The sequence below is a fragment of the Methanohalophilus portucalensis genome (assembly GCF_002761295.1).
Classification (GTDB): Archaea; Halobacteriota; Methanosarcinia; order Methanosarcinales; family Methanosarcinaceae; genus Methanohalophilus; species Methanohalophilus portucalensis.
This window is the reverse complement of the sequence record NZ_CP017881.1, coordinates 1,088,598-1,102,758: the sequence shown is the minus strand read 5'-3', so window position 1 is coordinate 1,102,758 and position 14,161 is coordinate 1,088,598. Positions and strand designations below refer to the sequence as shown.

The 14,161-nt window shown below is 46.0% G+C and carries 14 protein-coding genes; 3 read left to right on the top strand and 11 right to left on the bottom strand.

Features of this window, described 5'->3' with window-relative positions:
* Positions 1–31 precede the first annotated feature (31 nt).
* From ftsZ to BKM01_RS05725, 3 genes are read right to left on the bottom strand one after another with little or no spacing between them, the layout of a single operon-like run.
* Entirely contained in the window at positions 32–1,135 is a 1,104-nt protein-coding gene (gene ftsZ / locus BKM01_RS05735; RefSeq protein ID WP_072358587.1) for a cell division protein FtsZ, read from the bottom strand.
* 38 nt (positions 1,136–1,173) lie between these two features.
* The gene (locus tag BKM01_RS05730) at positions 1,174–2,583 is read right to left on the bottom strand and encodes a D-aminoacyl-tRNA deacylase (RefSeq protein ID WP_084006244.1); all 1,410 of its coding nucleotides are present in this window, start codon (positions 2,581–2,583) and stop codon (positions 1,174–1,176) included.
* 44 nt (positions 2,584–2,627) lie between these two features.
* Positions 2,628–3,449 (bottom strand): class I SAM-dependent methyltransferase, encoded by an 822-nt coding sequence (locus tag BKM01_RS05725; RefSeq protein WP_072358583.1) that lies wholly within the window; start codon positions 3,447–3,449, stop codon positions 2,628–2,630.
* Positions 3,450–3,526: 77 nt separating this feature from the next.
* Between BKM01_RS05725 and BKM01_RS05720 the strand changes: the two genes are divergently transcribed.
* A complete protein-coding gene (locus tag BKM01_RS05720) occupies positions 3,527–3,817 on the top strand; it encodes a DUF427 domain-containing protein (RefSeq protein ID WP_072358581.1) in 291 nt (96 codons plus the stop codon).
* A 44-nt stretch (positions 3,818–3,861) separates the two neighbouring features.
* On the opposite strand, the gene BKM01_RS05715 is transcribed toward BKM01_RS05720, so the two are convergent.
* Both BKM01_RS05715 and BKM01_RS10780 read right to left on the bottom strand, forming a co-directional pair.
* A complete protein-coding gene (locus BKM01_RS05715) occupies positions 3,862–5,229 on the bottom strand; it encodes an aldehyde dehydrogenase family protein (RefSeq protein WP_072358578.1) in 1,368 nt (455 codons plus the stop codon).
* Between the two features lie 43 nt (positions 5,230–5,272).
* Positions 5,273–5,443, bottom strand: coding sequence for a hypothetical protein (locus tag BKM01_RS10780; protein WP_157769619.1), 171 nt, complete (start codon positions 5,441–5,443; stop codon positions 5,273–5,275).
* A gap of 117 nt (positions 5,444–5,560) precedes the next feature.
* Here BKM01_RS10780 and BKM01_RS05710 point away from each other — a divergent pair, with 117 nt between their 5' ends.
* Complete coding sequence (locus BKM01_RS05710; protein ID WP_072358577.1) at positions 5,561–6,487, top strand: ribose 1,5-bisphosphate isomerase; 927 nt, start codon at positions 5,561–5,563, stop codon at positions 6,485–6,487.
* Between the two features lies 1 nt (position 6,488).
* On the opposite strand, the gene BKM01_RS05705 is transcribed toward BKM01_RS05710, so the two are convergent.
* Together BKM01_RS05705 and sppA are read right to left on the bottom strand one after the other, a co-directional pair.
* Entirely contained in the window at positions 6,489–7,226 is a 738-nt protein-coding gene (locus BKM01_RS05705) for a SagB/ThcOx family dehydrogenase (protein WP_072358576.1), read from the bottom strand.
* An 11-nt stretch (positions 7,227–7,237) separates the two neighbouring features.
* Positions 7,238–8,368: a signal peptide peptidase SppA gene (gene sppA / locus BKM01_RS05700; RefSeq protein WP_072358574.1), complete on the bottom strand. Its 1,131-nt coding sequence runs from the start codon at positions 8,366–8,368 to the stop codon at positions 7,238–7,240.
* 162 nt (positions 8,369–8,530) lie between these two features.
* Between sppA and metG the strand changes: the two genes are divergently transcribed.
* Positions 8,531–10,573, top strand: a complete 2,043-nt coding sequence (metG, locus tag BKM01_RS05695) for a methionine--tRNA ligase (protein ID WP_072358573.1) — start codon at positions 8,531–8,533, stop codon at positions 10,571–10,573.
* Positions 10,574–10,602: 29 nt separating this feature from the next.
* Here the strand turns inward: metG and BKM01_RS05690 are convergent, their stop codons facing one another.
* From BKM01_RS05690 to BKM01_RS05675, 4 genes are read right to left on the bottom strand one after another with little or no spacing between them, the layout of a single operon-like run.
* Positions 10,603–12,018, bottom strand: a complete 1,416-nt coding sequence (locus tag BKM01_RS05690) for a sodium/glutamate symporter (RefSeq protein ID WP_072358572.1) — start codon at positions 12,016–12,018, stop codon at positions 10,603–10,605.
* A gap of 48 nt (positions 12,019–12,066) precedes the next feature.
* A complete protein-coding gene (gene cyaB / locus BKM01_RS05685) occupies positions 12,067–12,582 on the bottom strand; it encodes a class IV adenylate cyclase (RefSeq protein WP_072358570.1) in 516 nt (171 codons plus the stop codon).
* Positions 12,583–12,586: 4 nt separating this feature from the next.
* A complete protein-coding gene (locus BKM01_RS05680; RefSeq protein ID WP_072358568.1) occupies positions 12,587–12,976 on the bottom strand; it encodes a Zn-ribbon domain-containing OB-fold protein in 390 nt (129 codons plus the stop codon).
* A 6-nt stretch (positions 12,977–12,982) separates the two neighbouring features.
* Positions 12,983–14,155: a thiolase domain-containing protein gene (locus BKM01_RS05675; protein ID WP_072358567.1), complete on the bottom strand. Its 1,173-nt coding sequence runs from the start codon at positions 14,153–14,155 to the stop codon at positions 12,983–12,985.
* Positions 14,156–14,161 lie beyond the last annotated feature (6 nt).

Below are 14,161 nucleotides of genomic sequence, written 5' to 3'. Positions count from 1 at the left end.
ATATGATATCCAAAATAGAAAATGCAGGAAATCATCCCACAAAGTCTATTCCATATCTCCTTGTAACGTTCTTTGCTCCGCCCGGGCCATATATTTGCGGTGATTTGACACCAGTCACAACTATCATTGTGCGCACTGTGTGTTCCAGATCCGGATCGACCTGTGCACCCCATATGAGTCTTGCGCCAGGGTCTATCCTGCTATAGACTTCCTGAACTACTCCTTCTGCTTCTGAGACAGTCATGTCCTGACCACCTACAACATTGACAAGTGCAGAGGTTGCACCGGAGATATCCACGTCAAGAAGTGGACTGCGTAATGCTTTCTGTACAGATTCACTGGCCTTACTATCACCATCAGCCTCACCCAGACCGATCATTGCAACGCCACCGTTCTGCATGACGGTACGTACATCGGCAAAGTCAAGGTTAACAAGACCGGGTTTGGTTATCAGTTCTGTAATTCCTTTTACAGCCCTCATTAACACTTCATCCGAAACTTTGAATGCGGCCTGCAAAGGCAAACGTGGCACTACTTCCAGAAGTTTGTCATTGGGTACTACAATTACAGTATCGGCAACATCCCTGAGTCTTTCCAGTCCTGCTTCAGCATTGGTACGGCGCACTTCTCCCTCTACTGCAAAAGGCAGAGTTACAACAGCAATTGTAAGGGCACCTGCATCCCTGGCAGCCTCTGCTACCACGGCTGCGGAACCGGTTCCGGTACCCCCGCCAAGCCCTGCTGTGATGAATACCATATCGGTACCCTCGACCACTTCAGTGAGTTCATCAATACTTTCAAGTGCAGCATCCTCTCCAATTTGAGGAAGACTGCCGGCACCCAGACCACGGGTCTTTTTCTTGCCAATCAGGATCTTATTATCACAACTAACATTCAGAAGGTGTTGAGCATCAGTATTGAGGGCTACAAGTTGTGCTCCCTTAATTCCCTCATTCGTCATCCTCTGGACGCTGTTCGAACCTCCTCCGCCACATCCAATAACTTTAATATTGGTATGCATACCTTTCAAAACTGCTTCGATCTCCGCATTGACATCCTTCGGTCCCGATGCTTCGGCACTTACTTGTCTTTCTTCTGCTGAGCGAGCTAATGCCTCTTCAACAATGGATTTCATACTCAATTTCCTCCACGAGCACAAAGATAATCATGAATTCAACGAATCATATTTTTCAGGACAAGATCTTTTGTAATTGTCTCATGAACCATATCCGGATGGATAATATTTCCATCAACCTCAACAGGAATTCCCCTGGCAAGTTTACCAAACAGAGGTCCTCCGGGAACGCCTATACTCTCCGCTTTTATCGGATTGAACTTCCGGTAGGTAAGATACAATATATTGTCCTCTCTAATATACTCAATTTCATAATGTTCTTTTAGTATTTTAATGCATTCATCTATAATCTGAGTCTGCAAGTCTTCTGCATCTTTCTTTTCAAATAACAGGAAAGAGCCCCTGTAAGTCCCGTTGTCCCTCTGCAGATATACAAGCGGAAATTTCTGCAGCATATCCAGGAAACTGTCCGGGTTACTCTTCCAGGTATAGTGGACCAATCTCTCATCTATGACCAACTCAACTGGATCCGGGACAACATCAGGTGAAGAATATTCCAGATCTGTCCTGAGAACATCTGTAAATAACGGTGGTGTAGTGGATTCTATATCCCTGGACCGCACCAGTATATTTTTGAATATAGCCCAGGGGATATTTCCAATCTGCTGAATATCACTCTCCCTCAAAACCAGCAACCCATTTTTCCGGGCAAGATCATGCAGATGCTCTTTGTCAGAAGATGAAATGGCTTTCCTGTCCATATAAACAAAATCTGCACCCGACTTATCCACTGCCCGGCTAAAAAAGGATTCATCAACAAATTCCAGCTGATAGGAAGGAATATTATGGCCAAAGGTCACATTATTGTTAAGAACAATTTCTGATTGCCTGGCTGCATAATGTCCACCCCCAAATCCCAGAGCTATTGGCAGTTTTTGAGGATTGAATGAAAGTATGGACCTGGCGAGGACTTCTGCAGCCCTTTTGTCATCCCACTGAGCAGGACCACTGCCAATCTCTGCATAGATGGAAGGAACTTGCAGGTCTGTAGGCCCGTGATGTGTGGATTCCATAGACACATCATAATCCATCCCTGTAGAAAAGGACTGCAACTGCATCAATAAAGGTTTAAGGGCAGAAGAATAAGCAATTGAAAGTTTTCCGGGATAGCCACCGAATTTTGCCTCCGAAGGATTGCCTGTAAAGTGGGCGGTAAGAAGTTTACGGCCATCATCACTTTTATGTTTGGAAGCAAAAATGAAACATGAAGGAAGAAATCCAAGTTCTCCGAGTTTTTCGTCCAGGCCGTCCTGAAAGATATGGTGGATGGAAACCTCCACAAGCAGGAACTTTCCGGATTCATATATACTGGTTATATCCTCATAAAGAGGCTCAAAGGATTGCTTTTCCCATTCATCCATTTCCAGAAGATGGGACATTATGTTCATACTCGCAGCATCCACACTGGAGCATACAATCGTTGGTTTTGAAGTTGACAGTTGTGACATAATAACAGACCGGTTTTAATTTATTTAGAAGCTATCTTTATACCTTACCCTTTTGCCAGTCGGTTCTTTTTCAGGTCAAACACCCATCTACTGACACCACGTGCTACATTGCCGCATCTTCGCACACTAATTGTTTCGTAACCTGCATCCTTAAAGGCTTGTTTTGATTTTTCGATATCCTCGGCTACCTGAAAAGTATAGAAATGCATCATACCGCCTTCTTTCAAAAGAGGGGAGAGCAAAGAAAAGAAATGATCCTGCCCATAGGGAGTAGGAACTATGAGTCTGTCAAATTTCATATCAAGAATAACCGGAATATCCCCCGCATCCGCATTTATGGGATAGATATTTCCCTTAAAGTTATTCAACCGTATATTCTCGGCCAGCCAGTGGCATGCATACCGGTTCTTTTCGACACAGAAAACACTTACATCCCTTATAGCAGCAGGGATTGCAAACGGGCCCACCCCACAAAAGGGAACCAGTACATCTTCCCGGGGAAGAACCAGGGAGGTTACCCTGTGCCTTTCATAACCCAACCGGGGATTAAAAAATACTTCTGAGAGATCCAAAAGATAGCGGTATTTGAATTCCCCGTGTGTAGTTACAGTACTGTCACCCAGCAAAATTTCAAAATCTGAAACACGATGATCGCCTTTGACCCGGCTTGCTTTGTTAAGAACAGTCCGGATATTACCCCTCATGGATACGATTTTGGTTGCAATCATTTCAGAATAGTCCCACAGTTCAGGAGGAATACTGACAATTGCAATGTCACCGACTACATCGAATCTATTAGGGATATATTCACTCAAGTCTGCAGGAACTTCCTTTTCCACGAGAGTTTTGAGACTGTTTTTACTCATGCTTTCACTTGGTTATCAAACGATGATTACTTATTTAAATCAATTAATCCAATATTCTCAGGAGGAGTGGATTTAATATGCCAGTTGCAAAATACAAAGGAGTCGTACTTGCAGATAGTAATGCTACCGAGAAAGTGGAAGGAAATCATTATTTCCCGCCGGAATCGGTCAATATGGAATATTTCAGAGACAGCGATACAGTAACTGTCTGCCCCTGGAAAGGCAAGGCCAGTTATTATGATATTGTTCTCGAAGACAGCACACTTAAGGACGGTGCATGGAATTACCCGCAACCAAAACCTGCAGCATCAAACATTAAAGGCTACCTGGCCTTTGATACAAGGGGCGGAGTGGAAATCACCGACTGATTCGAACATTTACCTCCCTGATTATGAAATTCTCGCCTGTTTAGTTAAAAGGATTTCAGGGATCTAATGTGCATGAATTCGTAGAAGCCAAAATCAGACAGCTCCCTGCCGACCCCGCTTTGCTTCATACCCCCAAAGGGCATGCATGCTTCCGGTTTGAAGAAACCGTTTATCCCGACAACTCCTGCCTGAATCCTTTTTCCGATTTGCAGCAGATGATCTGAATCACCACCCCAGATACTTGCACCCAGCCCATAGGGAGTGGCGTTTGCGACCTTTATCGCTTCAGCTTCATCTTTCACGGAGATCAGAGGAGCAACGGGACCGAACGTTTCCTGACGCATTACATCCATATTATCAGTAATTCCGGAAAGCACAACCGGAGAATAGAAAAATCCTGCACCTTCAACCAGTCCACCGTCAAGTTCAACCTTTGCACCTTTTTCAATGGAGTCTGCCACCTGAGAACCCAATCTGTGCATTTCTTCTGCCCGCACAAGAGGACCAATGTCTGTGTCTTCTTCCAGCGGATCACCAACCTTCATACTACGTGTTTGCTCAATGAAGTGTCTTTTAAATTCCTCCATCAATGATTCTTCCACGACAAAACGCTTGGCAGCAATACAGGTTTGGCCGGTATTGATAAATCTCGCAGCCGCCGCCGCCTTTGCAGCCTTTTGTACGTCAGCTCCTTCAAGGACAACGAAAGGATCGCTACCTCCGAGTTCAAGCACGTATTTCTTCAGGGATGAAGCCACCTTCACAGCCACCCGGCGCCCGGCTTCAGTTCCTCCCGTAAAGGACACAGCGGCAATTTCTTCAGATGAGATCAGGGATGAAGCTGTCTTGCCATCAATCAGGAGGGTTTGGAATACACCTTCCGGCAATCCGGCATGATGCATTATTTCTTCGATTTTCAGGGCACATGCCGGCACACTGGATGAATGTTTGAGCAGGATAGTATTACCACCGGCCAGAATATGGGAAGCCGCGCTGAGCACCTGCCAGAAGGGAAAATTCCAGGGTTTTATGCACAGAACCGGACCCATCGGTTCAAAGAATACACTGGAATAGGTCGCATCAGTATCTTCCACACGTGGCTCCATAAGGGTAGGTGTCCTGTCAGCATAGTAATCAAATGTCAGGGCACATTTTTCAATCTCGCCCAACGACTGTTTGATGGGTTTTCCCATCTCCCGGGTGATCAGTTCTGCACATTCCTGCTTGTGCTGGCGCAACACCTTCGCAACCTGCCGAAGATAATCACACCTCACATCAATATCAAGGGATTTCCACTCCAGAAATGCCTGATATGAGTTCTCAAGGATATCCCTGACATCTTCCGACCTGTGCATCGAAAAGGATTCCACCAGCTCCCCGGTTGATGGATTGATTGATTCCATGGATGGCATGCAGGAAATTATGTATTTGCAATATAAGGAATTTTGCCAGCCTTTAGTTCTTCTTGTTATTTATGTCACAATACCTTCTGCTGGCTTCCGAACCCAGACTACGCCGATAATCCGATCGGACCTGCTTTCTGGAAGTCCTGACCATCAATTCTTCCACTTGCTCTTCAGAAAGACATTCTTCGATACCATTGTTGTGATTTGGTGCATCGGGCATGATTGTTGCGATTTGATCCTGTGAAATATTATAGTTTTTGGAGGGTCTTTGATAAAATACTATAACTGTATCTGGTTACAATACCTATAAATCCTTCCACATCCCATCCAAATAACTATGCAGCAGTTACTCGACACGGCTGAAAAGATTCGGACAATGGAGATTCGCGGGGCAGGCAGGATTGCCGCTGCAGCTGCCCGAGCATTGCGAGATTATGTGGAAATGCTGGAAACCTCGTCCTTTGAAGAATTTGTAGCGAAAGTAGAAAAAGCCAAATCCATTCTTATTGAAACCCGGCCCACAGCTGTCTCCCTGCCCAATGCAGTAATGCTGGCGGGCAGTTATGATGCAGAAACTGTGGAAGAAGCACGCAGCCAGATCCTGGATAATGCCACAGAATTTATCCAAAATGCCGACAACGCCCTTGATAACATAGGGGAGATCGGTGCAAAACGCCTCCGTGACGGAGATACCGTCATGACCCATTGTAATTCCCACGCAGCCCTTGCAATCATAAAAACCGCACACAACCAGGGAAAAAGAATAAAAGTTTATGCAACCGAATCCCGCCCTCGCAGACAGGGATTCATCACAATTAAAGAACTCAGTGACGCCGGAATTGACACAACCCTCATCGTAGATTCCGCAGTGCGACATACAATGAAAAATGTGGACACTGTAATTGTGGGTGCAGATTCAATAACCGTAAATGGTGCTCTTGTTAACAAGATCGGTACGTCCCAGCTGGCCCTGGCAGCCCATGAAGCCCGTGTCAATTTCATATCCGCAGCCGAGACCTACAAATTCAGCCCTTCTACCCTTTTTGGAGATCTGGTGGAAATCGAGGAACGTGACCCTGAAGAAGTCATTTCCAAAGACAAACTTGGTGATATGCCAGATGTAAAAATAAGCAATCCTGCCTTTGATGTCACACCATCAGAATACATCGACCTGATCGTGACCGAAGCGGGAGCATTCCCCCCAGAAATGGCTTATGTTATAATAAAAGAACACCTGGGCTGGGAACTGGAAAAAATGGGATGAATCAATCCCGTTTTCCCACAGCAGCCAGGTAAACCACGAAATGTTTGTCCCCATCAAGGCCAAGCAGGGAATTCAGTTCATCATCCTTAAAAGCTGCAACAGCACAAACACCGCAATTTACCGTCTGCGATGCAAGATAGAGATTCTGGCAGACATGTCCGGCATCCAGATGCAAATAACGGTAACCCCGCTCACCATATCGCCAGGCCATCCTTTCAGAAACGGCAACCCACATGAAAACAGCTCCGCAGTTACGCACAAAAGGCTGGTCCAGACAGGCACGGGCCACCCTTGCCATAATGTTTTCATCCTGTTGTTCTTCAACAATCGAATGTTCCAGAGCAAGATAGCGGTACAGCCCCTCCTCCAACCCTTCCACATTACCAATCGAAAGATAGGTTTCAAAGGCGTGTCTTGCGCCCGCTGAAGGAACGGTACGGAAAGTGGCCACATCATCTACTGTCTTTTTTACACCCTGAGTGGCCCAAAGCAACCAGGCAAGATCCTGCAGGGAGAGGGGAGAATCTGTGAAATTCCTTACACTGCGACGGGTTTCAATAGCCCTTTTGAGATCGACCGAATCCATTTCCAAACCGCCAATATCTGGAAGGGATATCTGAGACTTGCCTGCATCAGGGGCTATTTCGAGAGGTGGAGGAGAACGACCCAGCATCTGAGGGGAAGGGTCCAATTCACCAAATTTGGTTGCGTCCATGAAATTTCTGCCTTCTCCTGTCATCCAATACACCTTCAATACGCAAGTTTGCCAAAGGGAGATTTCTCATAGTAATTCACAAAATGCTCGACCACATTATCATTCTGTACTTCCGAGCCAAATAACAGGTTTGTGATAGAGGGTTTGTTCACATAGTAAATCGTGGGTTCTCCTTCAATTCCCCCCATATCAGCAGCCCTATCGATAGCATCATACAAATTGCCGTACTCATCTATAAGCCCGATATGTTTGGCAGAGACACCCGTGTAGATACGTCCGTCTGCTACATCCTTCACTTCACTGACCGTCATGTTGCGCCCTTGGGCCACATCCTGTACGAAAAGATTGTAGCTTTCCATTATTACACGATCTGCATACTCTTTCTCCTCATCGCTAAGACCGCGCCATGTTCCGCCCATATCCTTGAACTCGCCTGATTTAGCAACATGGAAATCAATGCCTTCTTCCTCGTAATAAGCAGACATGTTACGGAAGGTCCAGATTACTCCTATGCTGCCTGTCATTGTATTTCGATTTGCAATTATCAGATCGGTACTTGAAGAGACATGATAGGCAGCACTTGCAGCCACATCTCCCATGGAAGTTACAACCGGCACACCTGCCTGCTGGGCTTTTCTTATTTCCGTATTGATCTCTTCTGAGGCTGAACCGGAACCACCACCACTGTTGACCCGCAACACAATGGCTTTTACACTATTGTCATCAACTGCCTTCCGGATACTGGAAGAGATATCCTCGGATGTAGCGTACCCCAGTCCTGAAGGGACACTACCGGTCAGCATTGTACCCTGGATATAGATTACAGCCACCCTGTCATTACTGGAATAAAAATCCCCTCCGGCTGAATAATAGATTATTGCAAAACTCGAACCGATTATCAAAAACAGGACCGCAATAAGGGCGGCATACTTACCAAAGTTACTTTTTTTTTCAGGCGGTGTATGGGGAACATCCATCCGGCCCTTGCCGGGTTCGTCGGGAGGGGATAAAGGGGGTGAACCGGATACGGGCTCGTCCTGCACAGGCTCTTCATACGGCTCGTCTTCTAATTCCGTATAAAGGGATTTATCACTGCCTGCAAGAAACTGCTCTCTGCCCGATAAACTTTCGCCCTCATCATTATTGGTGGGATCGTTTTCGTTCATTGTTTTCCTCGATATAAAAGCAAATATTCCCCTGAATATTCAAATACCTTCTGACACACCTCACTTTCCTTAAGACAGGGAGCGAAATGTATTTTATAATTGTACCCCATCCCATTGCAAACACATTATTATCCATAATATTGATACAAACGGAGAAATAACATGTCACGCTTCTCACCCGATAAACCCATACTTGTGACCTGTGGATTACCCTATGCCAACGGAATGGCCCACATCGGTCATCTAAGGACCTATATTCCTGCAGACATATTTGTACGTTCATTAAAAAAAATGGGCCATGAGGTTACATTTGTTTGTGGCTCGGATACCCACGGTACTCCCATCGTCTTCAATGCTGAGGAACAGAATACTACCCCTCAGGCCCTGATCAAGAAATACCATACCCATTTTGATGAGACATTCAAGTCAATGGGTATCGAATTCGATGCCTTCGGTACAACCGATGACCCAACAAACCATAACCGCACTCATGATATAGTAAATCGTTTGATAGAAAACGATTACGTATACCCCAAAACTATAGAGATTGCATATTGCGCCGGATGTAACCGATTCCTCCCCGACAGGTATGTGGAAGGAGAATGCCCGCACTGCGCAGAAAGTGCCCGGGGTGATGAATGTGATCAGGGATGTGGAAAACATCTGGAACCCGGAGAACTCCAAAATCCCGTCTGCACTATCTGTGGCGGGGTTTCCGAGTATAAAGAACAGGAACACTTCTTCTTCAAATTATCCCAGTTCAATGATTACTTACTTGAATACCTTGACAAACTTGACGGTACTTCCAATGCCCGCAACTATGCCCTGGGATGGGTAAAACAGGGACTTGATGACTGGTGTATTACCCGTAATCTCGAATGGGGTGTCAATTTCCCGGGTCGTGATGACCTTGTTGTCTATGTATGGGTGGATGCACCCATAGGTTATATCGCCTTCACCGAAGAATGGGCAAACGCAACCGGTAACAGCTGGGAAAAATACTGGAAGGATGATGGAGAAATAGTACATTTCATCGGTGGAGACATAATCTACCATCACTGTATATTCCTGCCTGCCATGCTTAAAGGTGCTGACTATTCACCCGCCTCATCGGTGGTAGCATCGGGTATGGTAAAGATAGAGAACAAAACTTTCTCAAAAAGCCGTGGTTACGTTGTATGGGTCGGTGATGACTACATGGAACAGGGTTTCCACCCGGACCTGTTGCGTTATTATCTGGCAAGTTACACATCCCATACCAAAGAACTCAATTTCTCCTGGAAGGTATTCCAGGAAAAAACCAATACCGAACTTGTAGGAGTCTTCGGCAATTTCCTCTACCGCACATTGCTCTTTGCCTACAAGAACTTCAAGGCCATTCCGGAAGGAAAACTGGATGATGAAGTAATGGAAACCATCCAGAATACTATTGATGAGGCAAGTGAGGCAATGGAAAAGTATGAGTTCAAGAAATATGCAGACAGCGTGATGACCCTTGCTTCCTATGGAAATATCTATTTCCAGTCCAGAGAACCCTGGAACCTGGTAAAAGAAGACAAAAAAGAATGTGGCCGCGTACTTAAAAACTGCATGCAGATCGGCAAAGCCCTTTCTCTGCTTTATGAACCCCTGATACCTGAAAAGGCTGGAAATGCCTGGAAACAGCTCGGTATGCAGAGCAATGTACACACAGCACTCTACAGCCAGGGTACCGTGCCTGTTGAATCGGGTACACCCCTTAACAAACCCTCCATCCTCTTCAAGAAAATAGAAGATGAAACCATCGAAAAGATGGAAGCCATTGCATCACAGCGGGTCAAAGAAGCCAATGAAAAGCAAAACCGCAAGAAAGGAGAACAAATAATGACAGATAACGAAGAAATCACCTTCGAAGATTTCGGTAAACTCGATATGCGTGTAGGAACCATTGTCGAAGCTGAAAAGGTCGAAAAGGCCGACAAATTACTCAGGCTGGAAGTTGATATCGGAGAAGAAACGCCACGCCAGATAGTTGCCGGAATTGCCCTGACCCATAGCCCCGAAGAAGTAAAGGGCAGACAGGTAATCGTACTGGCCAATCTCAAACCCGCCAAACTCTGCGGCGTCAAATCTTTCGGTATGGTGCTTGCCGGGGTGGACGAAGACGGCGGTGCAATTCTGCTTTCCCCTGAAAAAGAAGCAAAGAATGGTACCCAGATTGGATGACAGGAAACTGGCATCCATTTTTTACTTTTTTACTTTTTTCCAAAATAGAATATTCCCAATCCCATCCAGAATAACATAACAACAAAAGCCAGTACTAGTACAGGCACCGGCCCGAAATAGAATATAAGAGGTACGGAAGCGGCTGTAAAAACACCACCACCTACGATTGGTTCGAATAATAACTGTTTATAACCAAATCCTTCCATTGCCGGGGACCTGTTATCCGGATCCGCTATTCTCATCAGCAGAAGACCGCTTGCTGTCATACCCATAGATTGACCAAAATTGCCTATGCTCCTTTCAAACCAGTAAGTTGGCATCATCCGCGGGCCCAGGTACATGAATGCGACCAGGTTCCATACAATTCCAACTGTTGCCAGGATAATGAACGGCATCAGGTTGTTTCCAATGACTGTCAAGGAAAGGGTCGCTATGGCACTGGTTATCAATATGTCCAGGGACAAACCCTGTATCCTCATCATTAGCCCCCGGTCCAGCGTTTGGTGAACATCATATCTGTCAAGGAACATCTGAAGGGTAATACCCCCGATCATTGCCAGGGGAAAAAGGGGGATATAGGTCATAAGGTAGATATCGGTTGCCTGGCCCCAGGTCATTTTCTCGATCTGGATAAGTGCCTGAAGGATCACATATCCAATTCCAATCGCAACTCCCACATAGGCAAAATGGAGTGAAAGAGGTTCAATAGATTCAGGTCTTGTTGTGATCTTGCCGGCAGATTCCCTGGCATCGAAATCAATTATACCGGTCTGGCGACTTGCATCAAGAGATATTTCTTCAGGATTTTGCAGTACCATTGTTTTACCGGATCGGACACCATAATTTAGCATCACAATACCAAATATGACACCAAAAAGGATACCTATGGTTGCAAGACCAAGGGAAAGATCGCCTGCTTCCTCAAATCCCAGTTCTTCAAAAGTGGCGGCCATTCCCGCAGCAGTACCATGCCCTCCTTCAAAGGATATCTCAATAAGGGCACCAGCCATAGGATCTATTCCAAAAAACGGAGTTAAAATCAGAATAGTTACCAAAATCCCGAATACGTACTGCCCCCAGGCTATGGTCTGCCCGTGAGTAATCTGAGGGCCTGCCAGTATCCACATCTGACGCAGCGTAGGTATTTTCTTGCCAAGAAAAAGTGTAGCGAATATGATATTTATGAAAAGCCCGGGCAAGGCTATCCATACATCAAGCATATACTCTGGAAATAAACCGCCTGAAAGAAAAGTACCGGTGATACCAGCCCAGGAGACCACATTTCCCAGCACCTCACCGCCCAGAAATAAACCCAGAAAACCTCCTATAAGTGAGCTGGGAATGAAGAGTTTCTGAAAGGGAGGAGATACTACCCGGATCCATTTCCCAATAAGTAAGATCAGTCCAATTACAATTAAACTAAGGCCTACTGTGCTGGCTGACATTGGACCATATCCCCCCGCAGCTTCATACAAAAAATAAAGAAAGATTACTTACTCCATAACGAGTTCCAGATAGGATTTACGGATGGAATCTTCAGGTTTCAGGCCGAATTTCTCCATCATAGCAAAAATGCGTTTTTTACTTTCCTCCATATCAGCATCCGAGATTATCTCAAACTCGATGAACTGACCCAGAGAATCCACCTCGTCCAGACACAGGGTGATGTCACCTATTTTGAAAACATCCCTCACCTTCTGGACCCTGGCAGTTTCTTTGAAACCAAGTCTTTCCAGGATCTGTATCATGGCTTCAGCTTCCACATGAGTCTGGATTTCCTCACGGCTTTTTGTAACTTCATCCAGTTTTTTACCCTTGTAGGTCAAAACCTGCCTGTCATTAACAGAACGTATACGCAAAGCTTCGTCCGTTTCTGCAAAATCGCAGTGCGGAGCATTGTAGTAAATATCAAAATGCTCCTCTGTCTCCAGGAATTTTGCATCAAGCCCCTCAAGAACTCCACGGGCATGAGACAGGTCGATACGGGATTTTACTTCTACCTCAAGCATCTCATCACGCCGGTGTAAATTTAGTACCGTAATGGAGCATACCTTTATCCCCGCTTTCACCGAGTTTGCGGAACACAGGCCTTACCTTCATACCGACTTTCACATCCTCTGGTTGTGCTATAATCTGGGATGTAAGACGTGGGCCTTCTTCCAGTTTCACGATACCCAGCGCATAGGGCGTCTGGTGTTCAAACCCTTCAGCTGCTGAATGGATTATCGTATATGTTACAAGTTCACCTTTGCCGCTGAACTTGTATTCCTCCATCTCCCCGTTCCTTCTGCAAAAAGGACAGGTAGTCCTCGGGGGATAATAGTATTCATCACAGTTTCTACAATGGTTACCTACGAGATTATATCTCTGTACCTGCTGTCTCCAGAATCTTGCAACAGACATCTAGAATCACCTCTCCCTGCCTAATATATGTACAAGTGCAGTCGCACCGGACCCTCCTACATTATGGGCCAGTCCGATCTTTGCACCCTCTACCTGTCTTTTCCCTGCCTCTCCACGCAGCTGGTTGACAATTTCTGCAGCCTGTTTGATGCCTGTAGCACCCACCGGATGACCACATGCTTTCAAGCCACCTGAAGTGTTTACAGGGATTTTGCCGCCAATCGCTGTATTGCCTTCTTCAACGAATCTGCCACCCTGTCCTTTCTCTACGAATCCAAGGTCTTCGATGGCACATATTTCTGCGATGGTGAAACAATCATGCACTTCTGCCACATCGATATCATCCGGCCCGATTCCTGCCATATCATAGGCTCGTTTTGCAGCATAGACACTGGCATCAAGAGTAGTAATGTCGCGGCGGTCATGCAGGGCTATAGTATCACTTGCCTGTCCAGACCCTTTTATGTATATCGGAGTATCGGTGTATTTGTGGGCTTCTTCGGCAGGAGCCAGCACAAGAGCGGCTGCTCCGTCAGTAATCGGAGAGCAGTCAAAAATGTGTAAGGGGTCGGCGACCATTATGGAATTAAGCACTTTATCCACTGTGATATTATTCCTGTACTGGGCGATTGGATTATTGGTACCATTCTGATGATTTTTCACAGCAACCTGTGCAAGCTGTTCACTGGTTGTTCCATATTGCTGCATATGCATACGGGCTATCATGGCATACAAACCGGGGAAGGTGGCACCCATCATGCCCTCCCACTCCCGGTCAGCTGCTGCCGCAAGGGCTGAAGAAGCGCCAACGGAGGAAACGTCTGTCATTTTTTCAACTCCTGCAGCTACCACAATATCATTGTAACCAGATGCAACGGACTGTATTCCCTGCCTGAAGGCCAGTCCCCCTGAAGCACAGGCAGCCTCCACACGGGTGGAAGGTACATGCAAACCGGCTGCCAGACCGGAATAATCAGCGATCAGGGCACCGATGTGTTCCTGTTCAACAAACTGTCCGCCGCTCATATTACCGACAAACATACTGTCGATACTTTCTCCACCAACTCCGGCATCCTCAAGAGCTCCGACTCCAGCCTCAACAACTATGTCACGGAAAGAGCGCTCCCACATCTCACCGAATTTGGTAGTATAACTTCCGATAATTGCAACGTCTCTCATTTTTAT

Coding starts and splice junctions, on each gene's coding strand:
- BKM01_RS05715 (WP_072358578.1), bottom strand. CDS start 5,229: ATGCCATCCATGGAATCAATCAATCCATCAACCGGGGAGCTGGTGGAA.
- metG (WP_072358573.1), top strand. CDS start 8,531: ATGTCACGCTTCTCACCCGATAAACCCATACTTGTGACCTGTGGATTA.
- BKM01_RS05705 (WP_072358576.1), bottom strand. CDS start 7,226: ATGACAGGAGAAGGCAGAAATTTCATGGACGCAACCAAATTTGGTGAA.
- sppA (WP_072358574.1), bottom strand. CDS start 8,368: ATGAACGAAAACGATCCCACCAATAATGATGAGGGCGAAAGTTTATCG.
- BKM01_RS05730 (WP_084006244.1), bottom strand. CDS start 2,583: ATGTCACAACTGTCAACTTCAAAACCAACGATTGTATGCTCCAGTGTG.
- BKM01_RS05690 (WP_072358572.1), bottom strand. CDS start 12,018: ATGTCAGCCAGCACAGTAGGCCTTAGTTTAATTGTAATTGGACTGATC.
- BKM01_RS05725 (WP_072358583.1), bottom strand. CDS start 3,449: ATGAGTAAAAACAGTCTCAAAACTCTCGTGGAAAAGGAAGTTCCTGCA.
- BKM01_RS05720 (WP_072358581.1), top strand. CDS start 3,527: ATGCCAGTTGCAAAATACAAAGGAGTCGTACTTGCAGATAGTAATGCT.
- cyaB (WP_072358570.1), bottom strand. CDS start 12,582: ATGCTTGAGGTAGAAGTAAAATCCCGTATCGACCTGTCTCATGCCCGT.
- ftsZ (WP_072358587.1), bottom strand. CDS start 1,135: ATGAAATCCATTGTTGAAGAGGCATTAGCTCGCTCAGCAGAAGAAAGA.
- BKM01_RS10780 (WP_157769619.1), bottom strand. CDS start 5,443: ATGCCCGATGCACCAAATCACAACAATGGTATCGAAGAATGTCTTTCT.
- BKM01_RS05710 (WP_072358577.1), top strand. CDS start 5,561: ATGCAGCAGTTACTCGACACGGCTGAAAAGATTCGGACAATGGAGATT.
- BKM01_RS05675 (WP_072358567.1), bottom strand. CDS start 14,155: ATGAGAGACGTTGCAATTATCGGAAGTTATACTACCAAATTCGGTGAG.
- BKM01_RS05680 (WP_072358568.1), bottom strand. CDS start 12,976: ATGTCTGTTGCAAGATTCTGGAGACAGCAGGTACAGAGATATAATCTC.